Consider the following 24307-nt stretch of genomic DNA (forward strand, 5'->3'; position numbering starts at 1 on the left):
CTTACTGCGCCTGCACCCGCAGCTCAGCTGCGGAACGACTACGGTGACCCAACAGTGCTTTAACATCGCTGGACTTTGGTTTAACCAGCGCAAACTTCGCGGAGAAGGCCGGCCAGTTGGCGAGGATCTCTTCGCCGCGTTGCGAACCGGTAAGCTGTACGTGCTCGGTGATTAAACCGCGCAGGTGCTCTTCATGGATGGCCAGAGAATCAACGTCCAGCACTTCCACCAGCTCCGGGTTCACGCGTTTGCGGAAGTCGCCATCTTCATCCAGGACATAGGCAAAGCCGCCGGTCATCCCTGCGCCAAAGTTGACGCCGGTTTTTCCGAGCACGCAGACGATGCCGCCGGTCATATATTCGCAGCCGTTGTCGCCGATGCCTTCCACCACGGTGATGGCGCCGGAGTTACGCACGGCGAAACGCTCGCCCGCGCGGCCTGCGGCGTACAGACGACCACCGGTCGCTCCGTACAGGCAGGTGTTGCCGATAATACTGGCTTCATGGCTGCGGAACGCAGAGCCCACCGGCGGACGAATGGCCAGCAGACCGCCCGCCATGCCTTTCCCGACGTAGTCGTTGGCGTCGCCAGTCAGATGCAGTTCCACGCCGCCGGCGTTCCACACGCCGAAGCTCTGGCCCGCGGTGCCGCTAAAGTGAGCGACGATCGGGTCGCCCGCCAGTCCCTGGTCGCCATGGGTCTGGGCGATATACCCGGACAGCGAGGCCCCCACGGAGCGGTCGGTGTTACGGATATCAAACCAGAACGTCTTGCTCTGCTTTTCATCCACGTACGGTTTCGCCTGCTGCAGCAGCTGGGCGTTGAGCACGCCGTTATCGAACGGTGGGTTGTTCTCGGTGCAGTACAGCGCTTTGCCCGGATGCGGCTCTGCGGTCTCCAGCAGTTTACCCAGATCTAGTTTCTGCTGCTTGGCGGTGAACCCATCCAGCTCTTTGAGCAGATCGGTGCGGCCAATCAGATCCACCAGACGCTTGACGCCCAGCTGGGCCATCAGCTCGCGGGTCTCACGGGCGATAAATTCAAAGTAGTTGGTCACTTTGAACGGCAGACCGTGATAGTGATTCTTACGCAGTTTGTCATCCTGGGTCGCCACGCCGGTAGCGCAGTTGTTCAGGTGGCAAATACGCAGGTATTTACAGCCCAGCGCGACCATCGGGCCGGTACCGAAACCGAAGCTCTCCGCGCCGAGGATCGCCGCTTTGATGATATCGAGGCCGGTTTTCAGGCCGCCATCCACCTGCAGACGGATCTTATGACGCAGACCGTTGGCAACCAGCGCCTGCTGGGTTTCCACCAGGCCGAGCTCCCACGGGCAGCCGGCATATTTCACCGAAGAGAGCGGGCTCGCCCCGGTGCCGCCGTCGTAGCCGGCGATGGTGATCAGGTCGGCATAGGCTTTGGCCACGCCGGTGGCGATGGTGCCAACGCCCGGCTCAGAAACCAGTTTGACCGAAATCATCGCTTTCGGATTGACCTGCTTGAGGTCGAAAATCAGCTGCGCCAGATCCTCGATAGAGTAGATATCGTGGTGCGGCGGCGGGGAAATCAGCGTGACGCCCGGTACCGAATAGCGCAGTTTGGCGATGTACGGGGTGACTTTATCACCCGGCAGCTGGCCACCTTCACCCGGTTTCGCCCCCTGGGCGACTTTGATCTGGATGACGTCGGCATTGACCAGGTAGGCTGGCGTGACGCCGAAGCGGCCGGAAGCGACCTGCTTGATGCGCGACACTTTATTAGTGCCGTAGCGCGCCGGGTCTTCACCGCCTTCACCGGAGTTGGAGAAGCCGCCGATGCTGTTCATCGCTTCCGCCAGCGACTCGTGCGCTTCCGGGCTCAGGGCGCCGATCGACATCGCCGCGGTATCGAAGCGTTTAAACAGCTCCTTCGCCGGCTCTACTTCGTCGATGCTGATAGCGTCTTCGCCTGGGTTGAGCGCCAGCAGGTCGCGCAGCGTGGCCGCTGGACGTTCGTTAACCAATTTCGCGTATTGTTGATAATCGCTGTATTCGCCGCTCTGCACGGCCTGCTGCAGGGTGCGCACCACGTCCGGGTTGTAGGCATGATATTCGCCGCCGTGCACATATTTCAGCAAACCGCCCTGGGCCAGTGGCTTACGCGCCAGCCAGGCGCGTTTCGACAGATTCAGCAGATCCTGCTGGAAGTCGTCGAAGCTGGCGCCGCCGATGCGGCTGACCACGCCCTGGAAGCAGAGCTCGGAGACATCGCGATGCAGACCGACCGCTTCGAACAGCTTCGAGCAGCGGTAGGAGGCGATGGTCGAGATCCCCATCTTGGACATGATCTTATACAGACCTTTATTGATACCGTTGCGATAGTTCAGCATCACCGCACGGTACGGTTTATCGATGGCTTTGCTGTCGACCAGCTTCGCCAGCGTTTCGTAGGCGAGGTATGGATAGATAGCCGTCGCCCCAAAGCCGAGCAGCACGGCGAAGTGGTGCGGATCGCGGGCGCTGGCGGTTTCAACGATGATGTTGGCATCGCAGCGCAGGCTTTTATCGACCAGACGGGTCTGGATCGCGCCAACGGCCATCGGCGCCGGTACCGGCAGACGGTCTTTGGCGATGTTGCGGTCAGAGAGCACCAGCAGCACGGTGCCGTCGCGCACCATTTGCTCCGCTTTATCGCACAGCGCTTTCACCGTCTCGCTGAGGGAGGCCTCTGCCGGGTTGAACGTGATATCGAGGACGTCAGCGCGATAGTGCTCTTCTTCCATCGTCGTCAGCTGTTTAAAATCGGAGTACAGCAGGATCGGCGATTTGAAGCTCAGACGATGCGCCTGGCCTTCCGCTTCGCAGAAGACGTTCATTTCACGGCCGATGCTGGTAGCCAGCGACATGACGTGCGCTTCGCGCAGCGGGTCGATCGGCGGGTTAGTCACCTGGGCGAACTGCTGACGGAAGTAATCGTAGATAATGCGCGGCTGGCTGGAGAGCACGGCGAAAGGCGTGTCATCGCCCATCGAACCGACTGCTTCCTGGCCATTTTCGCCGAGCACGCGCAGGACGGAGTCCAGCTCTTCCGCGCTGTAGTTAAACTGTTTCTGGTAGCTGGCGAGCGTGTCGTTATCCAGCTGGCGGCTGCCAACCTCTTCGTCCGGCAGATCTTCGAACGGCACCAGGCGACGAACGTTTTTCTCCATCCACTCTTTATACGGATGGCGGCTCTTCAGATCGTCATCGGTTTCCGCTGAGTGCAGAATGCGTCCGGCACGGGTATCGATAACCATCAGCTCGCCCGGGCCCACGCGGCCTTTCTCGACCACTTCGTCAGGCTGGTAATCCCAGATGCCGACTTCGGAGGCGCAGGTGATGAGCTTATCTTTGGTAATGACGTAGCGCGCCGGGCGCAGACCGTTACGGTCGAGGTTACAGGCCGCATAGCGGCCATCGGACATGACGATGCCCGCCGGGCCGTCCCACGGCTCCATATGCATGGAGTTAAAGTCGAAGAACGAACGCAGCTCCGGATCCATATCCGGGTTGTTCTGCCAGGCTGGCGGCACCAGCAGACGCATGGCGCGCACGATGTCCATCCCGCCGGCCAGCAGCAGCTCCAGCATGTTGTCCATAGAACTGGAGTCGGAGCCGGTTTCGTTAACGAACGGCGCGGCGTCGTGCAGGTCAGGGATCAGCGGGGTCTGGAACTTATAGGTACGGGCGCGCGCCCACTGGCGGTTGCCGGTGATGGTGTTAATTTCACCGTTGTGCGCCAGGTAGCGGAACGGCTGCGCCAACGGCCAGCGTGGTACGGTGTTGGTGGAGAAGCGCTGGTGGAACAGGCAGATAGCCGACTCCAGGCGCAGGTCCGCGAGGTCCAGGTAGAAGCGCGGCAAATCCGCCGGCATACACAGACCTTTATAGATGTTGACCAGATTGGACAAGCTACAAACGTAGAAATCTTTGTCTTCCTGCAGACGTTTTTCAATGCGACGACGCGCAATAAACAGACGGCGCTCCATATCGCGCGGGCGCCAGCCAGCCGGGGCGTTGACAAAGATTTGCTCAATACGGGGCAGCGAGGAGAGGGCGATTTCACCGAGCACGCCTTCGTTGGTCGGCACATCGCGCCAGCCGACAATCGACAGGGTCTCAAGCTGAAGTTCTTCTTCAACGATGCGGCGCGCCGCTTTAGCCAGCTCAGGATCTTTATTCAGGAACAGCATCCCAACGGCGTAGTTTTTGGCTAAACGCCAGCCGCGCTCTTCGGCAACGATGCGGAAGAAACGATCGGGTTTTTGCAGCAGCAGACCGCAACCGTCGCCGGTTTTACCATCGGCAAGGATTGCGCCACGGTGCTGCATGCGGGCCAGTGCGTGTATTGCGGTTCGCACTACCTTGTGGCTAGGTTCGCCTTCTATGTGGGCGATCAGGCCGAAACCACAGTTATCCCTCTCAAGGGATTTGTCGTACAACATATCAGTGAACCTCCCCAGGCTCTACGGACACCCTCCGATACCGATTGCGCACAGGCACAGAAAGAGCATGGCGACGGGGTTTACACCTCGCATTCGCCCTCTTTAAATCCTTTTCGCATCGGTACACAAGTTTGAGGACTTGCTGTTAAGAGGGAATCTCAATTACTGCATAAATATGATGAGCAGAGTGCTCATCCAGAAAGCTTCCAGCGGATTCCCAACTTATCGGGAATCCACACTTACGTCAAATGGCAATCTTATTAATACAAAAATGTGCTATACCCAAGTTAACTAATTGTTATTAAAGAAAATAATGGCAATTTTTATGCTTTGAATACGCCTGCTGGTGGTGCGGCTAGTGTGATCTGTCTCACTGTGCACGCGGCTTTGCATTACCAATATGCGCTGAAATATATTTCATTATTAGCATATTTGACTGCAATATTTTTAACTACTGGACATTAATACCGTTTTTTACCAGAAAGCAGATTAGGGCAATGCGAAGATAAAATATAAGGAAAACTCATCACCTGGTGGTTGAATGAAATTGCAGTAATCTTGATTGTTTATGCAATAGGGTTGGTCGCCGCGCTGACGATTGATCCAGGTCATCGCCGTCGGTGACGAAAAGTGGCAGGCTTGGCCCCCTTTGTTGAGGGCGGTCTATCAGATTATGCAGTTACAGAAATTAGTCAATATGTTTGGTGGGGATCTTATGCGTCGCTATGGCGAAAAGGTCCATAAGCTAACGCTGCACGGCGGTTTTAGCTGCCCAAACCGCGACGGCACGCTGGGCCGCGGCGGTTGTACTTTCTGTAACGTGGCATCGTTTGCCGATGAGGCGCAGCAGCATCGCTCTATCGCCGAACAGCTCGCTCATCAGGCGCAGCTCGTCAACCGGGCGAAGCGCTATCTGGCCTATTTTCAGGCCTACACCAGCACCTTCGCTGAAGTGCAGGTGCTCCGTTCAATGTATCGTCAGGCCGTCAGTGCCGCAAATATCGTTGGCCTGTGCGTCGGCACCCGCCCGGACTGCGTTCCGCAAGCGGTCCTTGACCTGCTGAGTGAATACCATCAGCAAGGGTATGAGGTATGGCTGGAGCTGGGGCTGCAAACTGCTCATGACAAGACCCTGCATCGCATTAACCGTGGACACGATTTCGCCTGTTATCAGCGTACCGCGCGCCTGGCGCGAGAGCGGGGGCTGAAAGTCTGTGCGCATCTGATCGTCGGTCTGCCCGGAGAGAGCCAGGGGCATTGTCTGCAGACGCTGGAGCAGGTAGTGGCGACCGGCGTGGATGGGATCAAATTGCATCCACTGCATATTGTGAAAGGCAGCATTATGGCCAAAGCGTGGCAGGCCGGGCGTCTCGATGGCATTGAGCTGGAGGCGTATACCGTCACCGCTGGAGAGATGATCCGCCATACGCCGCCGGAGGTGATCTACCACCGTATTTCCGCCAGCGCCCGTCGGCCCACGCTGTTGGCGCCGCTGTGGTGTGAAAATCGCTGGACCGGCATGGTTGAACTGGATCGTTATCTGAATCAGCAGGGCGCTCAGGGCTCGGCGCTGGGCCGTAGCTGGGTTGCTCCCCAGGCTGAGTGAGAAGTACGAGCGCGATGTCGGGAACAATGCCGGACATCGCGCTCCTGCCATTTATGCCTGGCTGGCTTTCATCGTCACACGCGGAGTTTTGATCACGAACAGCACCAGCAGGGCGCCAAGCGCGGCGATAGTGCCGGCGAGAACGAAAGCGCTGTCAAATTTACCAGTAGACTGCACGATATAGCCGGTAACAATCGGCCCCACGATGCCGGAGACGCTGCCGATAAGATGGATAAAGCCGCTGGCGCCGCCGACGCGGGATTTATGCACCACGTCCTGGATAATCGCCCAGTAGATCGCCCCGGTTACATAGAGGAAAAAGATGGAGACCGACATCAGCAGAACGGCAGGCACGACGCTGCTGACGGTACCCGCCAGTCCCACGCAGATAGCGGCCATCAGCAGGCATACCACCAGCACAATTTTGCGCGACAGCAGCAGGCGCCCGGTGAGTTTAAAAATTTTATCGGAAATATAGCCCCCAAGCGCCAGACCGACAAAGCCGACTATCCATGGGATCATAGTGGTAAGGCTCATCTGTTTAATATCCAGATGGTGCTGTTGTACCAGATAGGACGGGAACCAGCTGAGAAAGAAAAACAGAATATAGTTGTAGCAGAAGAAGGCAAAGGCCGTTACCAGAATAATTGGCTGTTTCAAATAATAACCCAGCGAGTGAGCTGTTTGATTTTCTATTGTTTCCAGCGCGACTTCTTCTTCTTTCATTTTATTAATCAGCTTAAGTTCTTCCTGGCTGACTTTTTTGTGCTTTTCGGGCGAATTAGCGGCAATGAAAAACCACGCTATCATCCATACAATACCGATAGCGAAAATAATCATAAAAGCCGGGCGCCAGCCGAATGCCAGGGCCAGGTAACCGACGATGGGGCCGGCGACCGCGCCGCCCAGCGGAGAGCCTGCGCTGAGAAAGCCGACGGCGGTAGCCGCTTGCTTTTTAGGAAACCAGCCGTTGATCATCTTGTTCGCCGATGCGCAGATCGGGCCTTCCGCCATCCCGAAAAGCACCCGCAGCACCAGCATGGAATAAAAGCCGGTGGCTACCGCGGTTAAGCCGCAAAACAGCGACCACAGACCGACCGCCAGGCCCATTACCAGCGTTGCGCCAAACTTATCCACGGCCAAACCGCCAATAAAATTAAATACCGCGTAGCCGAAGAAAAAGCTGCCGAAAATAATGCCGAATTGTTCAGCGTTAAGTGCAAGGTCCTTTTCAATCATCGGGACCGTAATGGATAATGCCACCCGGTCCAGATAATTTATCATATATACTAAAAATAATAACAGGACGATAATCCAGCGGATATTTTTTCCCATGATAACACCATGCTCATTATATTATTTATATCAGGCGCGGCGGATATGCAGATATCCGTCGGCCGTTATTCTATACGATGCCGGTTTAACCCAGCTGCAGCAGCACTTTGCAGCAGGTCTTACGGTCGTTAGCAAAAATCTCCATGGCCTCTTTCACCTGCTCCAGCGGCATACAATGGGTGATTAACGCCTCCGGACGAATAAGGCCTTTCTCCATCCAGTCGATGACCAGCGGAAAACGCCCGCTGTTCAGCCGGGAGGAGAAAATAGAAATTTCTTTACTGGTGATGCTTTGCTGAGTGAGGGTCGAGGCCTCGCCGGAGAAACCGAGTATACCGATGCGGGCGGCGGGGGAGGCGAGGAGAATGGCTTCCTGCAGGATCGCCGGGTGGCAGGCGGCATCAATGACCAGCGTGGGGGCAAGCTGCCGCTGCGCCAGCTGTTCCGCGAGCGGCTGGTCAGTGTTATCGAGCGTCAGATCGGCGCCGTTTTCCCGGGCCATCTGCAGACGTTCGGCAATGCGATCCACGACGATCACCTGCTTAACGCCATATACCCCCTTTAGCGCCTGAATGATCGTCAGCCCCATCGGGCCAGCGCCGTAAACCAGGGCAATATCTTGCGCCGTGGGCTGCAGCTGGGCGGTAATATTTGCCGCGATGGTAAAAGGCTCAACCATCGTTGCCTGACGGTCGCTGATAGCCTCGGGGATGCGCCAGGCATTTTTCGCCGGCACGCAGGCATAGTCGCTAAATCCCCCGTCGCGGTGAACTCCTATGACCTGGAGCTGCGTACAGACATTCGGCCTTCCTACCGAGCAAGGATAACAATGGCCGCAGCTGACAACGGGGTCCACCGCGACACGCTCGCCGATGCGTGCCGGAGATACCTGCTCGCCGACGGCGTCGATGATGCCATAGAATTCATGGCCGATGACGCGGGGATATTTCGCGAAAGGGTTGTGGCCGTGATAGATGTGTACATCGGAACCACAGATCCCGGCAAAAGCAATTTTCACCCGTACTTCATGGGCGCCCGGAACTGGAACCGGACGTGATTCAATGTTCAGTTGGCCTGGCTCTTTGACGACGACGCTTCTCATTTTGATTCCTTCCATTGTCTTTTTTCTGAACAAATTACGCTACTTTTATTACCATACAAGTATGCAAAAGATCATAATCAGGCCTGGATCACATTTGAGAAAGCTCGGCAGAAAAAGCCATGGCATGATTAATCTATTGAAATAAATTGAAAAAAATTATGAATGCACCGACGCATTCACCGCTGGCGAGCCGGTCGGCAGGAATGTGATCGCTATCACGACAGCCAACGCTCAATCATCTATGATTACTGGTATGGTAGTAGGGTAAATTAAACTAAGTTGAGCAGGTGAAGACAATGCAGATGACAATGCGCTGGTTTGGACCAGAGGAAGACAAGATTTCATTAGAACATATTCGCCAGGTGCCTGGCGTTGAGGGGGTGGTCGGCGCGCTCTACGACGTCGCGGTGGGCGAAGTATGGCCGGTGGATAAAATTGAGCGTCTGGTCGGTCAGGCCCATGCCGCAGGCCTGAAAATGGAGGTGATCGAGAGCGTCAACATCCATGACGACATCAAAATCGGCCTACCTACCCGTGACCGCTATATTGCCAACTACCAGCAGACCATCCGCAACCTTGCCCGCTTTGGCGTTAAAGTCATCTGCTATAACTTCATGCCGGTTTTCGACTGGATGAAGACGGATATGAACTACGTCCTGCCGGATGGCTCGCTGACGATGGCGTTTGAGAAGAAAGATATCGATAAGCGGCTGGAAGACGTGGTGAAGGAGGTGCTTGAGAATTCAAACGGCTTCGCCTTGCCGGGCTGGGAGCCGGAACGGCTGGCGGAGGTGCAGACCCTGTTTGCCAAATATAGCGCGGTGGATGATCAGAAGCTGCGGGAGAACCTGGTTTATTTTCTGCAGGCGGTGATCCCGGTTTGCGAAGAGGTTGGGGTGAAAATGGCGATCCACCCGGACGACCCGCCGTACTCCATTTTTGGCCTGCCGCGGGTGGTCAAAAACCGCGACGATCTGGACTGGATCTGCCGGGCCGTCGATTCACCCGCCAACGGCATTACGCTCTGCACCGGCTCGATTGCCGAAGATCCTGATAATGACGTGTACGCCATCCTGGCCGAATTTACGCGGCGTAAGCGAATTCATTTTGCCCACGTCCGCAATATAAAGCTGATGCAGGATAAAGACTTTTACGAGTGCGCCCATCCGTCAGAGTACGGCTCCCTGGATATGTACAAAGTGATGCAAGCGCTGTATGACAACGGATTCGACGGCTATATTCGCCCGGATCATGGCCGCTTTATCTGGGGAGAGACCGGACGGCCGGGCTATGGCCTGTTCGACCGAGCCCTCGGCGTGACCTACCTGAAAGGACTCTGGGAGGCGTTAAGCAAGCGTTAATCCCTCTTCTGATCCCCCTCTTTTGCGGCTGGTTCGCCTCTGCGGCCGGCCGCCGTATCGACTCCTGCCCGCATTTTTTGCACAACTTACAGCGCATTGCTCAGAATTGAGTATTATTGTGCGGAGTTGTCGTGAAGGAATCCCCTATGAAGCAAATTCGTATGCTGGCGCAGTATTATGTCGACCTGATGATGAAGCTGGGTCTGGTCCGCTTTTCGATGCTGTTGGCTCTTGCGCTGGTGGTGCTGGCCATCGTGGTACAGATGGCGGTTACCATGGTGCTGCATGGCCAGGTTGAAAGTATCGACGTTATCCGCTCTATCTTCTTTGGCCTGCTGATCACGCCTTGGGCGGTCTACTTTCTCTCGGTGGTGGTGGAGCAGCTCGAAGAGTCCCGTCAGCGTCTTTCGCGGCTGGTGGACAAGCTGGAGGAGATGCGTGAGCGCGATCTAAAGCTGAACGTCCAACTGAAAGATAACATCGCGCAGTTGAATCAGGAGATTGGCGAACGTGAAAAAGCGGAAGCCGAGCGCGAGACCACCCTCGAGCAGTTGAAGATTGAGATGAAAGAGCGTGAAGAGACGCAGATCCAGCTCGAACAGCAATCCTCCTTTCTGCGCTCTTTCCTTGATGCTTCCCCGGACCTGGTCTTCTATCGCAATGAGGATAAGGAGTTTTCAGGCTGTAACCGGGCGATGGAGCTGCTGACCGGCAAAAGCGAGAAACAGCTGATCCACCTCAAACCGCAGGACGTCTATAGCGAAGAGGCGGCGGAAAAGGTACTGGAGACCGACGAGAAGGTGTTCCGCCATAATGTATCGCTGACCTATGAGCAGTGGCTGGACTATCCCGATGGCCGCAAAGCGTGCTTTGAAATCCGCAAGGTCCCCTACTACGATCGCGTCGGTAAGCGTCGCGGCCTGATGGGCTTCGGCCGCGATATCACCGAACGTAAACGCTATCAGGACGCTCTTGAGCGCGCCAGCCGGGATAAAACCACCTTTATTTCCACCATCAGTCATGAGCTGCGTACCCCGCTAAACGGGATCGTCGGGCTGAGCCGAATTTTGCTGGATACCGAGCTGACCAGCGAGCAGGAAAAATACCTGAAAACTATCCATGTCTCGGCGGTGACGCTGGGGAATATCTTCAATGATATTATCGACATGGACAAAATGGAGCGCCGCAAGGTGCAGCTCGATAACCAGCCGGTGGACTTCACCAGCTTCCTTGCCGACCTTGAAAACCTATCCGGCTTGCAGGCACAGCAAAAGGGGCTGCGCTTTGTGCTGGAGCCGAGCCTGCCGCTGCCGCATAAGGTAATCACGGATGGGACCCGCCTGCGGCAGATCCTGTGGAATCTTATCAGCAACGCCGTGAAGTTTACCCCGCAGGGCGGAGGGGTGAACGTCCGCGTGCGCTATGACGAAGGCGATATCCTGCACTTCGAAGTGGAAGACTCCGGAATTGGTATTCCTGAAGCGGAACAGGACAAAATTTTCGCCATGTATTACCAGGTCAAAGACAGCCACGGCGGCAAACCGGCCACCGGAACCGGGATTGGTCTCGCCGTCTCGCGTCGCCTGGCGCGTAATATGGGCGGTGATATCAGCGTTACCAGCCAGCCGGGTAAAGGGGCGACCTTTACGCTTACCGTCCATGCGCCTGCCATTGCGGAAGAAGTGGAAGATACGCTGGCGGAAGACGACATGCCATTACCGGCGCTCAACGTGCTGCTGGTTGAGGACATTGAGCTCAACGTTATTGTGGCCCGTTCAGTGCTGGAAAAACTGGGTAACAGCGTTGATGTGGCGATGACCGGGAAAGCCGCGCTGGAGATGTTTGAGCCAGGCGAATATGACCTTGTGCTGTTGGATATTCAGTTACCGGACATGACCGGACTGGATATTTCCCGGGAACTGAAACAGCGCTTTGCCGCTGACGAGCTACCGCCGCTGGTCGCCCTCACCGCCAACGTGCTGAAGAATAAAAAAGAGTATCTCGACGCCGGGATGGACGATGTATTGAGTAAGCCGCTATCGGTGCCAGCGCTAACGGCCATGATCAAGAAATTCTGGGATGCACCGGATGAGGAAGCGCAGGAAGCGCCGGCGGCCGATCTGCATAAAGCCGACGCGGTGCTGGATACCGATATGCTGGAGCAATATATCGAGCTGGTGGGACCGAAGCTTATCAACGATGGTCTCGCGGTGTTTGAGAAGATGATGCCGGGCTACATGTCCGTTCTGGAGTCTAATCTGACCGCCCGCGACCAAAAAGGGATTGTCGAAGAGGGGCATAAGATCAAAGGGGCGGCCGGTTCTATCGGACTGCGCCACATCCAGCAGCTGGGCCAGCAGATCCAGACTCCGGATCTGCCTGCCTGGTCTGATAATGTCGCTGAATGGGTTGAAGAGATGAAATCCGAGTGGCAAAACGATGTAGCGGTACTGAAGGCGTGGGTGGCGAAAGCCAGCAAAAAATGACCCCGGACAGACCGGGGTGCGCGAATACTGCGCCAACACCAGGGAACTGGTGGTTGAGCCAGTGTTGTTTGAGTGATGTTGTTACGTGGCGCAACCGAAGAAGTGGATTGCTCGCTCATTAAGATAGCAAAGCTTAACTAATTTGTTACATGAATCAGTAAAATATGTGAAGCATAGCGAGTTAATCGACATTTTTGACTGGTTTCAGCGAGTTGCATGGAGGAGCGAAAGCGATGAAAAAAATTGGTGTGGTACTGGGCGGCTGCGGCGTGTACGACGGCAGTGAAATCCATGAGGCGGTGATTACCCTGCTGGCGATCGCGCGCAACGGCGCGCAGGCAGTGTGCTTTGCGCCCGATAAACCGCAGCGCGATGTCATCAACCATCTGACCGGGGAGGCGATGCCAGAGCAGCGCAATGTGCTGGTGGAAGCAGCGCGTATCGCCCGCGGCGACATCCTGCCGCTGGCGCAGGCGCGTGCGGAGACGCTGGACGCGCTGATCGTCCCTGGCGGCTTCGGCGCGGCGAAAAATCTAAGCAGCTTCGCCGCCGAGGGCAGCGAATGCCAGGTGGATCCCGATCTGCGGGCCCTGGCGCTGGCGATGCATCAGACCGGCAAGCCGCTGGGCTTTATGTGCATTGCCCCGGCGATGCTGCCGAAGATCTTTGCGTTTCCGCTGCGGATGACCATTGGGACCGATCTTGATACCGCCGATGTGGTGGAAGAGATGGGGGCAGAGCACGTGCCTTGCCCGGTCGACGACATCGTGGTGGATGAAGACAACAAAGTGGTCACCACTCCGGCGTATATGCTGGCGGAGGACATTGCGCAAGCCGCCACCGGAATTGAGAAGCTGGTGGCCCGCGTGCTGGCGCTGAGCGCATGAGGCTCCGCGTTGCGCCCTTTGCGCTGCTAAAACGTCTGGCATTGCGTCTGCTGCTGATCGCCGCCGTCCTCTGGGGCGGGGGGATCGCGCTGTTTAGCGTGCTGCCGGTGCCGTTTTCGGCGGTGATGCTTGAGCGGCAGGTGAGCGCCTGGCTGTCCGGTGATTTCCATTATCTGGCGCATTCCGACTGGGTTGCCATGGATAAGATCTCCCCATGGATGGGGCTGGCGGTGATTGCCGCCGAAGATCAGAAGTTCCCGGAACACTGGGGGTTCGACGTGTCGGCGATTGAGAAAGCGCTGGCGCACAATGAGCGGCATGATACCCGGATTCGCGGCGCGTCAACGCTGTCGCAGCAGACGGCGAAAAACCTGTTTTTATGGGATGGCCGCAGCTGGTTGCGTAAGGGGCTGGAAGCCGGGCTGACTGTCGGGATCGAAACCGTGTGGAGTAAAAAGCGGATCCTGACCGTCTACCTGAATATTGCCGAGTTCGGCGATGGGATATTTGGTGTGGAAGCGGCCGCCCAGCGCTATTTTCATAAACCCGCCAGTCAGCTGACGCCGGGGGAAGCGGCTCTGCTGGCCGCGGTGCTGCCGAACCCGATCCGCTATCGCGCCGATGCGCCGTCAGGCTATGTGCGCAGTCGTCAGGCCTGGATCTTACGCCAGATGCGACAGCTGGGCGGGGAAGGGTTCATGCGCGAGCATAAGCTCTATTAGCGGGTTACTCCGGCGCCGGGGCTGGTACAGTCGCCAGTCGTCCGCCGCCGGGAAGCGTCACGTTTAGTCTTCGTCAAAGCCAGCGTTAAACAGGGCAATCACCGCGGCGAGGGCTTCAACTTCCTGCGGACCGCTGGCCTCCACCTCTATCTGTCGCCCTTTCGCCGAGTCCAGCATCAGCAGGGCAATCACGCTGTTGGCTTCCGCCTCCGTGCCTTCATCGTTGCGCAGCAGTACTTCGGCATCGAAATTCTGCATCAGTTCGAACAGCTTCATCGCCGGGCGGGCGTGCATGCCCAGCTTATTGGTGATTTCAACGGTCTGCTTTACGGTCATGATTTACGTTTTTCCAGCGTCCGATGACGAGACTGCACGTTCTTGCCGCGCGAGCGGAAGTAGTCAGCCAGTTGTTCAGCAATATAAACCGAACGATGTTTACCGCCGGTACAGCCAATGGCCACCGTCAGATAGCTGCGATTGTTGGTCTCCAGCATCGGTAACCATAGCTCAAGATAGCTTCGGGTCTGATAAATAAAGTTGTGCACTTCAGTGTGCCGATCGAGGAAGGCGGCCACTGGTTTATCCAGGCCGGTCATTGGACGCAGTTTCGGATCCCAGTGCGGGTTGGGCAGAAAGCGCACGTCAAAGACGTAATCGGCATCGATCGGAATACCGTGCTTGAAGCCGAAGGATTCGAAGACCATCGTCAGTTCACGCTCGCGTTTACCCAGCAGTCGGGTACGCAGCATCTCGGCCAGCTCATGCACCGACATTTCCGACGTATCGACGATCAGATCGGCGCGGGAGCGCAGGGGCTCCAGCAGATCGCTCTCTTCGTCGATGGCGCTTTCCAGCGACAGATTCTTGCTGGAGAGCGGGTGCAGGCGACGGGTATCGCTGTACCGGCGGATCAGGGTATTGCGGTCGGCATCAAGGAACAGCAGCTGCGGAGAAAAACATTCCGGCAGATTCTGCATCGCCTGCTCGAAGATCTCCGGGGATTCCGGCATGTTACGCACGTCGATGCTGACGGCCGCGGAGATATTACGGTCAGCCAGCGACCGCGCCAGGTCGGGCAGCAGCACGACCGGCAGGTTATCCACGCAGTAAAAGCCCATATCTTCCAGCGCTCGCAGAGCGACGGATTTCCCCGAGCCCGAGCGGCCGCTGACGATCATCAGTACCATGTACCGTTTCTCCTCAGTACGATAAAGGATAAGGTGCGACTGCCGTTATGCGTCATCGCTGCTTCCTGCTTCGGTGATGATCTCATACAACTCTTCATCGCTCTGCGCCGCGCGCAGGCGACGACAAATCGCTTTGTCCGCCAGCCGTTTGGCCACCAGGGAGAGCGTATGCAGGTGAGTTTTTGTCTGGTCGGCCGGCACCAGCAGCGCGAACAGCAGGTCGACAGGCTGATTGTCGATCGCGTCGAAGGCGATGGGGGTTTCCAGCTGGACAAAAACGCCGACAGCACGCAGCGTATCCTCTTCCAGTTTTCCGTGGGGAATGGCAATACCATTGCCGATCCCGGTACTGCCCATTTTTTCGCGGGTGAGGATCGCTTCGAACACCACCTGCGGCGGCAAACTTAACTGTTTGGCGGCCAGTTCGCTGATGATTTCCAGAGCACGCTTCTTGCTCTGGCAGTGCACCTGGCTACGGGTACATTCCTGGTTCAGGACGTTGCTCAGTTGTAGAGCCGAATCGTTGTTCATCATAATTTCACCTGAGCGCCCCCGCGCCCGTCGCCGATGATATCCAGCGGCGGGCGCAAGGGGGCCCGGACAATTAGTGTTGTTTTAGTTTATCTTTGTGCTTCGTTAACTGTCTTGCCAGCTTGTCGATAAGACCATCGACAGCCGCATACATATCCTGCCCTTCCGCACTGGCATGGATTTCGCCACCGTTGACATGCAGATTCGCGTCCGCAATTTGCGTCACTTTCTCTACTTTTAACACAATATAGACCTGATTGATCCGGTCGAAAAATTGCTCCAGCTTGCTGAACTTCGCCGTAACGAATTCGCGCATCGCAGGCGTAATTTCGACGTTGTGTCCTGTAATGTTGAGCTGCATAGTGTCTTCCTTATCGGTTATGTCAGACCAGTTGTTTACGCTGGTTTGACGGCGGGATGGATAAAGACTCTCTGTACTTCGCGACAGTGCGGCGCGCCACCATAATACCCTGCTCGGACAGCATGGAGGTGAGCTTACTGTCGCTCAACGGCTTCGCGGGGTTTTCCGCGGCGATGAGCTTCTTCACCAGCGCGCGAATCGCCGTCGACGAGGCTTCGCCTCCGCCTTCGGTATTCACATGGCTGGAGAAGAAATACTTCAGTTCAAAAATACCGCGCGGACTGTGCAGATATTTTTGCGTGGTGACACGGGAAATTGTCGATTCATGCATCTCGACGGCCTGGGCGATATCGGCCAGCACCATCGGCTTCATATACTCTTCACCCTGTTCGAAAAAAGCCTGCTGCTGCTCTACGATGCAGCGGCTGACGCGCAGCAGGGTATCGTTGCGGCTTTCCAGACTTTTAATCAGCCAGCGGGCTTCCTGCAGATTGCTGCGAATGAACTGGCCGTCGGCGTCATTGCGGGCGCTGTTGCCCATTGCCGCATACTGCTGATTTATTTTCAACCGTGGAATGCTGTCGGCGTTGAGCTCGACGGTCCAGCGGCCGCTCACCTTGCGCACCAGCACATCCGGGATGACATATTCCGGTTCGCTGGTCTGAATGGACTGGCCAGGGCGAGGATCCAGGGACTGGATTAGGTTGACCGCCTCTTTAAGCACCTCTTCTTTCAGGCGGGTGACTCGCATTAGAGTGCGGAAATCATGGTTGGCCAGCAGATCAAGGTGGTCGCTGATAATCAGCCGCGCCTCTTCCAGCCACGGCGTCTCTTTAGCAAATTGCGACAGCTGGATCAGCAGGCAGTCGCGCAGATCTTTCGCTGCGACGCCAACCGGATCAAAACGCTGGATTCGCTTGAGGACCGCTTCCACCTCCTCCAGGCCGATCTCGTCATCGCCGATGCTGTCGACAATATCTTCAATCTGAATCGTGAGGTAGCCCGTATCGTCGACGGCGTCGACGATAGAGGTGGCAATAGCGCGGTCGGTGTCGGTGAAAGGCGTCAGCTCAACCTGCCACATCAGATAGTCCTGCAGCGTCTGGGTGGTCTCGCCTTGATAGACGGGAAGCTCGTCGTCCTGATAGTCGACGCCGTTACCCGACGGCGTGCCAGCGGTATAGATTTCATCCCAGCTGGCATCGAGAGGCAGTTCGTCGGGCATCTCTTTTTGCTCAAGCGCATCGACGGTATCGAGGGACTCGCGGTCCTCCACCTCTTTTGCCTCTACCTCGTCGTGAAGATCGGTTTGCTCAAGCAACGGGTTACTTTCCAGCGCTTGCTGGAGCTCTTGCTGGAGTTCTAACGTGGACAACTGCAGCAAACGAATCGCCTGCTGCAGCTGCGGCGTCATGGCAAGCTGTTGGCTAAGCCTTAATTGCAAACCTTGCTTCATGTTCAGGGTAAATATCTCCGGCTAAAACGTCTGTAACCTCTACCCTATCAGAGTCTGAAGTCTTCCCCAAGATACACGCGCTTAACCTGCTCATCTTCGAGGATCTGCTGCGGTGTACCATGAGCGATAAGGTGTCCCTGACTGACAATATACGCGCGTTCGCAGACCGCGAGGGTCTCACGGACGTTATGGTCGGTAATCAGAACGCCGAGACCGCTGTCGCGCAGGTGCTCAATGATGCGTTTAATATCGATAACGGAGATCGGATCCACGCCGGCAAAGGGTTCATCCAGAAGAATAAATTTCGGATTCGCCGCCAGCGCGCGGGCGATTTCGACGCGGCGGCGTTCACCACCGGAGAGCGCCTGACCGAGGCTGTCGCGCAGGTGCTCAATATGAAACTCTTCCATCAGCTCTTTAGCGCGATCTTCCCGTTGTTCGCTGGTTAGATCGTCACGGATCTGCAGGACCGCCATCAGGTTGTCATAGACGCTGAGGCGACGGAAAATCGACGCTTCCTGCGGCAGGTAGCCGATGCCCCGTCGCGCGCGCGCGTGCAGCGGCAGCAGGCTGATGTCTTCGTCATCGATGATGATATTGCCTGCGTCGCGGGGCACAATCCCGACCACCATGTAGAAGGTTGTCGTTTTACCGGCGCCGTTCGGGCCGAGCAAGCCGACAATCTCGCCCGAGTTAACGGTGAGACTGACATCTTCCACCACGCGGCGGCCTTTATACGCTTTAGCGAGATTCTTCGCAGTTAAGGTTGCCATAACGGATTAGTTACTCTTCTTTTGCTGGTTGCCGCTTTTGTCCTGCAGCTCGGACGGCACCAGAACGGTGGTGACGCGTCGACCTTTGTCGCTGAAGGCCTGCATTTTTTGCTCTTTCACCAGATAGGTGATCTTGTCGCCCTTGATGTTGCTGTCGAGCTGTTCCAGATAAGCGTTGCCCGTCAGCACGACGTAATCGTTCTGCAGCTCGTAGCGCATTTTCGACGCCCGGCCTTTTACCGGCTTGCCGTTATCCTGCATCTGATAGAAAGTAGCCGGGTTACCGAAACCTTCGATCACCTCTTTGCCTTTCTCGTTGCCCGGACGGGTGACCACCACTTTATCAGCGTTAATCTTGATCGTCCCCTGGGTCACGACCACGTTACCGGTGAAGGTGACGACATTGCCCTGCATGTCCAGCGACTGCTGATCGGATTCGATATGGATCGGCTGATCGGTATCGCCCGTCTTGGCGAGGGCCGGCAGGCTGGCGGCCAGTAACGCGCCGGCGAGCGCAATCTTAAGGCTGAGTTTGTTTGTTCTGAATTTCATAAGAGGTTCTCACCTTTTCAATCAGCTCGGCATTTTTGCTGCGAAGGTTTCCACGCATTTTCAGGCCGCTGGAATTAAATGTGGTGCCGTATAACGTCACCATGTCATCGGAGGTAACGTCCTGCGTTACCAGATTTATCTGGGCGTTATCCGTCGTAATTTTGCGCAGTTGAGAATCTGGCGCGAGCGCATTCACCTCAACGTGCCCGTAAAGATAGAGCATCCGGTCATTCGTCAGCTTCGCTTTGTCTGCTCTGACCGACCAGGTAGGCACCTTGTTAGTATCAAAGGTGGTCATCACCGGTTTGGTAAACCAAGAGACCTCCTGATCGGAAAAATATTCCACGTGCTCGGCAATCAGCCGATAGCTCAGGGCGCCTTCCGGACTGTATACCACGGTGTCGGTATGTTCGCTTTTATACGTAGGGTCGTTAGGATTGACCTCCGGCTGGGCCGTGTCGTCCGTATTCGCCAGATTCAGGCCGATAAGGATCAGCGCGAGCAGCGACAGTAAAATGATAACCCAACGTCTGGTTTTACTCATATTGATTGCCCTTTGGCCTCATCCAACTTGCCCTGCGCCAATAGTAACAAATCGCAGACTTCGCGTACCGCGCCGCGTCCGCCGTTAATTCGCGTGACATAATTCGCCCGCGGTAGCAGCAGCGGATGCGCATCGGCGACGGCGACGCTAAGGCCCACTTCGGCCATCACCGGCCAGTCAATCAGATCGTCGCCGATGTAGGCGACTTCTTCCGGCCGCACGTGCAGTTTGTCCGTCAGATCGCGGAACGCCAGCAGCTTGTCCGACTGCCCCTGGTACAAATGCGTGATGCCCAGCGTCTGACAGCGATCTTCTACCAGTTTAGCTTTTCGCCCGGTAATAATCGCCACTTCAATACCCGAGGTCAGCGCGCAGCGGATACCATAGCCATCGCGGACGTTAAACGCTTTCAGCTCCTCGCCGTGATTACCCATATAGATAAGCCCGTCGGATAATACACCGTCGACATCAAGGATCAGTAGACGGATCTTCGCCGCGCGATCGACAAACGCCTGGCTTACCGGCCCGTAGCAGGTCGCTAACTGAGCATCAGCATTATTCATTATTTTTTCCTTACTTACACTACGCCCGCGCGCAGCAGATCGTGCATATGTACCACACCCAGCAGATGGTCGCCATCGGCAACCAGCACGCAGGTGATATGACGGGATTGCATCAGGTTTAGCGCATCCACCGCCAGAGTGCCGGGGCGGATGCGGATACCTCCCCGGGTCATGACGTCGGCAATGCTGGCATCGCGCATATCAACGCCGGTATCGAAGACCCGGCGCAGGTCACCGTCGGTAAAGATACCGATGATGTTCATATCGTCATCGCAGATAGCGGTCATGCCTAAATTTTTACGCGTGATTTCCAGCAGCGCATCGCGCAGGGTCGCCTGCAGGCCGACGTGCGGGATTTCATCACCGGTATGCATAATATCATTGACCCGCAGCAACAGCTTACGGCCGAGTGCGCCGCCCGGATGCGACAGGGCGAAATCCTCAGCGGTAAAGCCGCGGGCTTCCAGCAGGGCGACGGCGAGGGCATCACCCATCACCAGCGCGGCGGTGGTGCTCGACGTGGGCGCCAGTCCTAACGGGCAGGCCTCCTTCGGCACTTTCACGCACAGATGGATATCCGCCGCGCGCGCCATGCTGCTCTCCGGCCGGCTGGTGATACAGATAAGCTTCACCTGCTGGCGCTTGAGGACCGGGATCAGCGCGAGGATTTCATTCGATTCGCCGGAGTTCGACAGCGCAATTACCACATCCTGCGGGGTGACCATACCTAAATCACCGTGCGCCGCTTCGCCGGGGTGGACAAAAAATGCCGAGGTGCCGGTACTGGCGAAGGTTGCCGCCATTTTGCGGCCGATGTGGCCGGATTTGCCCATCCCCATCACCACGACTTTCCCGCCGCAGCGGAAAATCGTTTCGCAGGCATGGGTAAAGTCTTCATTTATGTATTGATCGAGCTGGGCCAGACCTTCACGTTCAATTTCCAGCACCTGACGGCCTGCCTGTTGAAAGTCAAAATCCGTGGGCAAATCTATTTGCGACATGATGTTATCCCGAATCATTCAACGAAGAGCGGTGCTGTCCAAAACAGCATCGCCAACCAAACCACAAAGCCGCCGACCAGCAGCGCGCCAACCAGTCGTCCCGGCTGCTGCTGACGGCGCCAGCACAGCACTGCGAAGATCAGGCTGACCAGCAGCATCACGCCATAATCGCGAGTGAAGGCTTCGGTCGCAAAGCTCCCCGGCGCGATCAGCGCCGGTAAACCCAGCACCAGTGCGATATTGAGGATATTGGCGCCGATGATATTGCCGATGGCAATATCATCTTCCCCTTTCCGCGCCCCGGCGATGGCGGTGGCCAGCTCCGGCAGGCTGGTGCCTATCGCCACCACCGTCAGGCCGACGGTCAGTTCGCTGATGGCGAAATAGTTTGCCAGCACTGTACTGTTATCCACCACCATGCGGGTCGCCATCGGCATGACGATCATCGCTACCCCTAACCAGAGCAGGGCGACCGGCAGCGACCCTTCGCGTGGCAGCTCCGCCAGCTGTTCGCGGGTCAGGCTATCGCTTCCCTGGCGCTCCGCCAGACGAGCGATTTTGATGGTGAACAGCAGCCACAGAAGCGCTAATGCCAGTAAAAATAGCCCGTCGAGACGGGTCAGTTGTCCATCGTAGAGCACCAGTCCCGCCAGCACGCTGACCAGCAACATTAGCGGTAATTCGCGGCGCAGAATATCAGAATGGACGGTAAATGGCCTGAGTAAGGCGGCGAGACCGAGGATCAATAAGATATTGGTGATATTAGATCCGAGCGCGGTGCCGACCGCCAGATCGGTCTGCCCGTGCAGCGAGGCCGCGGTGGCGACCATGATCTCAGGCAGGCTGGTGCCGATACTGACCACTGTCATGCCGATGATCAGCGGCGGGATCCCCAACATACGACACAGGATGGAGGCGGCATAGACCAGACGATCGGCACTGTAGACAACCAGCAATAAACCAATAATTAACAGAGCCGTCGCTAAGAGCATCTAAAGTCCTTTCTTCAGGTATAATCGTCGCCTCGCTGGGTTATCCCTACGCAGCGTAACGAATTCTTAATTTTGACTTTATGTGTGCCAAAAGTAAAACAAATGCCAGCTTTCGCTAACCTGTGCAGGTAAGATTCTGTAAAAATGTTGTGATTGTGGCGCAAGAAAGGGCCATGCTTGCCCGTCAGGTGTTTAGTAAGGATGATTTTATGAGCCAAACTCAGGCGAATTTAGTTGAAGTGCGCGGTATCCGCTTTTCACGCGGCGATCGTGTGATCTTCGACGACATCTCGCTGTCGGTGCCGCGCGGTAAAATTACTGCGATCATGGGACCTTCGGGGATCGGCAAGACTACCCTGTTACGCCTGATCGGCGGCCAGATCCCGCCGGACAGGGGAGAGATCCTGTTTGATGGCGAGAACGTGCCGCAGATGACGCGTTCGCGTCTTTATACGGTGCGTAAGCGGATGAGCATGCTGTTCCAGTCCGGCGCGCTGTTCACCGATCTCAATGTCTTTGACAACGTTGCCTATCCGCTGCGCGAACATACGCATTTGCCGCCTGCGCTGCTGCATACGACGGTGATGATGAAGCTGGAAGCGGTGGGGCTACGCGGTGCGGCGAAGTTAATGCCTTCTGAGCTTTCCGGTGGGATGGCGCGCCGCGCCGCCCTGGCGAGAGCCATTGCCCTGGAGCCGGATCTGATTATGTTCGACGAACCGTTCGTCGGGCAGGATCCCATCACTATGGGCGTGCTGGTGAAGCTGATTTCTGAACTCAACAGCACGCTGGGTGTCACTTGCATCGTGGTTTCGCACGATGTGCCCGAGGTGCTTAGTATTGCGGACTACGCGTATATCGTGGCGGATAAAAAGATTGTCGCCCACGGTAGCGCCCAGTCGCTACGGGAGAATACCGATCCTCGGGTTCGTCAGTTCATTGATGGTATTGCCGACGGTCCGGTGCCGTTCCGTTATCCTGCTGGCGACTATCACCATGATTTATTAGGCATAGGGAGTTGAGCGACTCATGCTGTTTAATGCGCTGGCCGCGCTAGGTCATCGCGGTATTAAAACCACCGCGACGTTTGGACGCGCCGGATTAATGCTTTTCAACGCCGTTGTCGGCAAACCAGAGTTTCGTAAGCACGCGCCGCTACTGGTTCGTCAACTCTATAACGTCGGCGTCCTGTCGATGCTGATTATCATTGTATCGGGCTTGTTTATCGGTATGGTGCTCGGGCTGCAGGGGTATCTGGTGTTAACCACCTACAGCGCAGAGACCAGTCTTGGCATGCTGGTGGCGCTGTCGCTGCTGCGTGAGCTGGGGCCGGTGGTCGCCGCGCTGCTGTTTGCCGGCCGCGCCGGGTCGGCGCTGACCGCCGAGATTGGCCTGATGCGGGCCACGGAACAGCTCTCCAGTATGGAGATGATGGCGGTGGATCCGCTGCGTCGCGTCATTTCCCCACGCTTCTGGGCCGGTGTCATTTCGCTGCCGCTGCTGACGATTATCTTCGTCGCGGTAGGGATCTGGGGCGGTGCGCTGGTGGGGGTGAGCTGGAAAGGCATTGACGGTGGTTTTTTCTGGACCGCGATGCAAAATGCCGTCGACTGGCGAATGGATCTGGTGAACTGCCTGATTAAGAGTCTGGTGTTCGCTATTACGGTAACCTGGATTGCGTTATTTAATGGTTATGACGCTATCCCCACTTCCGCCGGGATTAGCCGGGCGACAACGCGTACCGTGGTGCATGCGTCGCTGGCGGTTCTGGGGCTGGATTTTGTGCTGACTGCGCTGATGTTTGGGAATTGAGTTCATGCAAACGAAAAAAACTGAAATCTGGGTAGGGGTGTTCTTACTGGTGGCGCTGCTGGCGGCGCTGTTTGTCTGCCTGAAGGCGGCGAACGTCACCTCGCTACGCACCGAGCCGACTTATCGCCTTTATGCGACTTTCGATAACATCGGCGGCCTGAAGGCGCGCTCGCCGGTGCGCATCGGCGGCGTGGTAGTGGGGCGGGTAGCGGACATTACGCTCGATCCGAAAACCTATCTGCCACGCGTGGAGCTCGATATCGATGAGCGCTACAACCATATCCCGGATACCAGTTCGTTGGCGATCCGCACCTCTGGCCTGCTGGGCGAGCAGTACCTGGCGCTGAACGTCGGTTTTGAAGACCCGGACCTCGGGACGACTATCCTTAAAGACGGCGGCACTATCCAGGACACCAAGTCCGCCATGGTGCTGGAAGATCTGATTGGTCAGTTCCTTTATAACAGTAAGGGCGGCGACAATCAGAATTCTGGCAATGATAAGGCCGAGGCAGAAGGTCATACTGACGCGACGCCGGCAGCCGGCACGACGCATTAATTTCAGGAGAAATACGAT

General features: G+C 56.6%; 22 protein-coding genes. 8 read left to right on the forward strand and 14 right to left on the reverse strand.

Features of this window, described 5'->3' with window-relative positions; genetic code table 11:
* Nucleotide 1: 1 nt before the first annotated feature.
* Entirely contained in the window at nucleotides 2–4462 is a 4461-nt protein-coding gene (gene gltB, locus OHJ17_RS02505) for a glutamate synthase large subunit (protein ID WP_032432296.1), read from the reverse strand.
* Between the two features lie 673 nt (nucleotides 4463–5135).
* On the opposite strand from gltB, the gene OHJ17_RS02510 reads away from it, so the two are divergent.
* Nucleotides 5136–6068 (forward strand): tRNA modification radical SAM protein MnmL/YtqA, encoded by a 933-nt coding sequence (locus OHJ17_RS02510; RefSeq protein ID WP_002918455.1) that lies wholly within the window; start codon nucleotides 5136–5138, stop codon nucleotides 6066–6068.
* A 51-nt stretch (nucleotides 6069–6119) separates the two neighbouring features.
* Here OHJ17_RS02510 and OHJ17_RS02515 read toward each other — a convergent pair whose 3' ends face one another.
* Both OHJ17_RS02515 and OHJ17_RS02520 read right to left on the reverse strand, forming a co-directional pair.
* Nucleotides 6120–7403, reverse strand: coding sequence for an MFS transporter (locus OHJ17_RS02515; RefSeq protein WP_002918453.1), 1284 nt, complete (start codon nucleotides 7401–7403; stop codon nucleotides 6120–6122).
* Nucleotides 7404–7488: 85 nt separating this feature from the next.
* Entirely contained in the window at nucleotides 7489–8505 is a 1017-nt protein-coding gene (locus tag OHJ17_RS02520) for a Zn-dependent oxidoreductase (protein WP_002918451.1), read from the reverse strand.
* 296 nt (nucleotides 8506–8801) lie between these two features.
* Between OHJ17_RS02520 and uxuA the strand changes: the two genes are divergently transcribed.
* From uxuA to mtgA, 4 genes are all read left to right on the forward strand, one after another.
* A complete protein-coding gene (gene uxuA / locus OHJ17_RS02525) occupies nucleotides 8802–9866 on the forward strand; it encodes a mannonate dehydratase (protein WP_004174133.1) in 1065 nt (354 codons plus the stop codon).
* Between the two features lie 146 nt (nucleotides 9867–10012).
* Nucleotides 10013–12352 (forward strand): aerobic respiration two-component sensor histidine kinase ArcB, encoded by a 2340-nt coding sequence (gene arcB, locus OHJ17_RS02530; protein WP_002918444.1) that lies wholly within the window; start codon nucleotides 10013–10015, stop codon nucleotides 12350–12352.
* Nucleotides 12353–12585: 233 nt separating this feature from the next.
* Nucleotides 12586–13239: an isoprenoid biosynthesis glyoxalase ElbB gene (gene elbB, locus OHJ17_RS02535; protein ID WP_004889584.1), complete on the forward strand. Its 654-nt coding sequence runs from the start codon at nucleotides 12586–12588 to the stop codon at nucleotides 13237–13239.
* Entirely contained in the window at nucleotides 13236–13961 is a 726-nt protein-coding gene (mtgA, locus tag OHJ17_RS02540) for a monofunctional biosynthetic peptidoglycan transglycosylase (protein WP_002918435.1), read from the forward strand. The genes elbB and mtgA overlap by 4 nt, the downstream gene beginning before the upstream one ends.
* Nucleotides 13962–14024: 63 nt before the next feature.
* Here the strand turns inward: mtgA and npr are convergent, their stop codons facing one another.
* From npr to OHJ17_RS02595, 11 genes are all read right to left on the reverse strand, one after another.
* Nucleotides 14025–14297, reverse strand: a complete 273-nt coding sequence (gene npr / locus OHJ17_RS02545; RefSeq protein WP_002918431.1) for a PTS phosphocarrier protein NPr — start codon at nucleotides 14295–14297, stop codon at nucleotides 14025–14027.
* Nucleotides 14294–15148 carry an RNase adapter RapZ gene (gene rapZ, locus OHJ17_RS02550; RefSeq protein WP_002918428.1) on the reverse strand — a complete coding sequence of 285 codons (855 nt, stop codon included), beginning with the start codon at nucleotides 15146–15148 and terminating at the stop codon, nucleotides 14294–14296. Before rapZ ends, npr begins: the two co-directional genes overlap by 4 nt.
* A 45-nt stretch (nucleotides 15149–15193) precedes the next feature.
* Nucleotides 15194–15682, reverse strand: coding sequence for a PTS IIA-like nitrogen regulatory protein PtsN (gene ptsN, locus OHJ17_RS02555; RefSeq protein ID WP_004144926.1), 489 nt, complete (start codon nucleotides 15680–15682; stop codon nucleotides 15194–15196).
* A gap of 70 nt (nucleotides 15683–15752) precedes the next feature.
* Nucleotides 15753–16040, reverse strand: coding sequence for a ribosome hibernation promoting factor (gene hpf, locus OHJ17_RS02560; RefSeq protein WP_002918423.1), 288 nt, complete (start codon nucleotides 16038–16040; stop codon nucleotides 15753–15755).
* Between the two features lie 22 nt (nucleotides 16041–16062).
* Nucleotides 16063–17496, reverse strand: coding sequence for an RNA polymerase factor sigma-54 (gene rpoN, locus OHJ17_RS02565; protein WP_002918420.1), 1434 nt, complete (start codon nucleotides 17494–17496; stop codon nucleotides 16063–16065).
* A gap of 47 nt (nucleotides 17497–17543) precedes the next feature.
* On the reverse strand, nucleotides 17544–18269 hold the full coding sequence (gene lptB / locus OHJ17_RS02570; protein ID WP_002918417.1) for an LPS export ABC transporter ATP-binding protein: 726 nt from the start codon (nucleotides 18267–18269) through the stop codon (nucleotides 17544–17546).
* A gap of 6 nt (nucleotides 18270–18275) precedes the next feature.
* The gene (lptA, locus tag OHJ17_RS02575) at nucleotides 18276–18821 is read right to left on the reverse strand and encodes a lipopolysaccharide ABC transporter substrate-binding protein LptA (RefSeq protein WP_002918415.1); all 546 of its coding nucleotides are present in this window, start codon (nucleotides 18819–18821) and stop codon (nucleotides 18276–18278) included.
* Nucleotides 18790–19365: an LPS export ABC transporter periplasmic protein LptC gene (lptC, locus tag OHJ17_RS02580; RefSeq protein WP_002918413.1), complete on the reverse strand. Its 576-nt coding sequence runs from the start codon at nucleotides 19363–19365 to the stop codon at nucleotides 18790–18792. Before lptC ends, lptA begins: the two co-directional genes overlap by 32 nt.
* Nucleotides 19362–19928 (reverse strand): 3-deoxy-manno-octulosonate-8-phosphatase KdsC, encoded by a 567-nt coding sequence (gene kdsC, locus OHJ17_RS02585; RefSeq protein WP_002918405.1) that lies wholly within the window; start codon nucleotides 19926–19928, stop codon nucleotides 19362–19364. Before kdsC ends, lptC begins: the two co-directional genes overlap by 4 nt.
* 14 nt (nucleotides 19929–19942) lie before the next feature.
* Nucleotides 19943–20947 (reverse strand): arabinose-5-phosphate isomerase KdsD, encoded by a 1005-nt coding sequence (kdsD, locus tag OHJ17_RS02590; RefSeq protein ID WP_004144922.1) that lies wholly within the window; start codon nucleotides 20945–20947, stop codon nucleotides 19943–19945.
* A complete protein-coding gene (locus OHJ17_RS02595; RefSeq protein ID WP_002918397.1) occupies nucleotides 20944–21921 on the reverse strand; it encodes a calcium/sodium antiporter in 978 nt (325 codons plus the stop codon). The genes kdsD and OHJ17_RS02595 overlap by 4 nt, the downstream gene beginning before the upstream one ends.
* A 209-nt stretch (nucleotides 21922–22130) precedes the next feature.
* On the opposite strand from OHJ17_RS02595, the gene mlaF reads away from it, so the two are divergent.
* The 3 genes from mlaF to mlaD are packed head-to-tail and all read left to right on the forward strand — an operon-like array spanning nucleotide 22131 to nucleotide 24289.
* Complete coding sequence (gene mlaF, locus OHJ17_RS02600; RefSeq protein ID WP_004150950.1) at nucleotides 22131–22943, forward strand: phospholipid ABC transporter ATP-binding protein MlaF; 813 nt, start codon at nucleotides 22131–22133, stop codon at nucleotides 22941–22943.
* A gap of 7 nt (nucleotides 22944–22950) precedes the next feature.
* Nucleotides 22951–23733 carry a lipid asymmetry maintenance ABC transporter permease subunit MlaE gene (gene mlaE, locus OHJ17_RS02605; RefSeq protein WP_004150949.1) on the forward strand — a complete coding sequence of 261 codons (783 nt, stop codon included), beginning with the start codon at nucleotides 22951–22953 and terminating at the stop codon, nucleotides 23731–23733.
* Nucleotides 23734–23737: 4 nt separating this feature from the next.
* A complete protein-coding gene (mlaD, locus tag OHJ17_RS02610) occupies nucleotides 23738–24289 on the forward strand; it encodes an outer membrane lipid asymmetry maintenance protein MlaD (RefSeq protein ID WP_002918387.1) in 552 nt (183 codons plus the stop codon).
* The last annotated feature ends 18 nt before the right edge of the window (nucleotides 24290–24307 follow it).

Source organism: Klebsiella sp. KP20-425-1 (assembly GCF_025813515.1).
Lineage (GTDB): Bacteria > Pseudomonadota > Gammaproteobacteria > Enterobacterales > Enterobacteriaceae > Klebsiella > Klebsiella pneumoniae.

What these genes read in the sequence shown, in the direction of transcription:
- OHJ17_RS02595 (WP_002918397.1), bottom strand. Translation starts at nt 21,921, where the DNA reads ATGCTCTTAGCGACGGCTCTGTTAATTATTGGTTTATTGCTGGTTGTC.
- mtgA (WP_002918435.1), top strand. Translation starts at nt 13,236, where the DNA reads ATGAGGCTCCGCGTTGCGCCCTTTGCGCTGCTAAAACGTCTGGCATTG.
- OHJ17_RS02520 (WP_002918451.1), bottom strand. Translation starts at nt 8,505, where the DNA reads ATGAGAAGCGTCGTCGTCAAAGAGCCAGGCCAACTGAACATTGAATCA.
- uxuA (WP_004174133.1), top strand. Translation starts at nt 8,802, where the DNA reads ATGCAGATGACAATGCGCTGGTTTGGACCAGAGGAAGACAAGATTTCA.
- ptsN (WP_004144926.1), bottom strand. Translation starts at nt 15,682, where the DNA reads ATGATGAACAACGATTCGGCTCTACAACTGAGCAACGTCCTGAACCAG.
- OHJ17_RS02510 (WP_002918455.1), top strand. Translation starts at nt 5,136, where the DNA reads ATGCAGTTACAGAAATTAGTCAATATGTTTGGTGGGGATCTTATGCGT.
- lptB (WP_002918417.1), bottom strand. Translation starts at nt 18,269, where the DNA reads ATGGCAACCTTAACTGCGAAGAATCTCGCTAAAGCGTATAAAGGCCGC.
- npr (WP_002918431.1), bottom strand. Translation starts at nt 14,297, where the DNA reads ATGACCGTAAAGCAGACCGTTGAAATCACCAATAAGCTGGGCATGCAC.
- mlaD (WP_002918387.1), top strand. Translation starts at nt 23,738, where the DNA reads ATGCAAACGAAAAAAACTGAAATCTGGGTAGGGGTGTTCTTACTGGTG.
- mlaF (WP_004150950.1), top strand. Translation starts at nt 22,131, where the DNA reads ATGAGCCAAACTCAGGCGAATTTAGTTGAAGTGCGCGGTATCCGCTTT.
- mlaE (WP_004150949.1), top strand. Translation starts at nt 22,951, where the DNA reads ATGCTGTTTAATGCGCTGGCCGCGCTAGGTCATCGCGGTATTAAAACC.
- rpoN (WP_002918420.1), bottom strand. Translation starts at nt 17,496, where the DNA reads ATGAAGCAAGGTTTGCAATTAAGGCTTAGCCAACAGCTTGCCATGACG.
- gltB (WP_032432296.1), bottom strand. Translation starts at nt 4,462, where the DNA reads ATGTTGTACGACAAATCCCTTGAGAGGGATAACTGTGGTTTCGGCCTG.
- arcB (WP_002918444.1), top strand. Translation starts at nt 10,013, where the DNA reads ATGAAGCAAATTCGTATGCTGGCGCAGTATTATGTCGACCTGATGATG.
- kdsD (WP_004144922.1), bottom strand. Translation starts at nt 20,947, where the DNA reads ATGATTCGGGATAACATCATGTCGCAAATAGATTTGCCCACGGATTTT.
- OHJ17_RS02515 (WP_002918453.1), bottom strand. Translation starts at nt 7,403, where the DNA reads ATGGGAAAAAATATCCGCTGGATTATCGTCCTGTTATTATTTTTAGTA.
- lptC (WP_002918413.1), bottom strand. Translation starts at nt 19,365, where the DNA reads ATGAGTAAAACCAGACGTTGGGTTATCATTTTACTGTCGCTGCTCGCG.
- lptA (WP_002918415.1), bottom strand. Translation starts at nt 18,821, where the DNA reads ATGAAATTCAGAACAAACAAACTCAGCCTTAAGATTGCGCTCGCCGGC.
- elbB (WP_004889584.1), top strand. Translation starts at nt 12,586, where the DNA reads ATGAAAAAAATTGGTGTGGTACTGGGCGGCTGCGGCGTGTACGACGGC.
- rapZ (WP_002918428.1), bottom strand. Translation starts at nt 15,148, where the DNA reads ATGGTACTGATGATCGTCAGCGGCCGCTCGGGCTCGGGGAAATCCGTC.
- hpf (WP_002918423.1), bottom strand. Translation starts at nt 16,040, where the DNA reads ATGCAGCTCAACATTACAGGACACAACGTCGAAATTACGCCTGCGATG.
- kdsC (WP_002918405.1), bottom strand. Translation starts at nt 19,928, where the DNA reads ATGAATAATGCTGATGCTCAGTTAGCGACCTGCTACGGGCCGGTAAGC.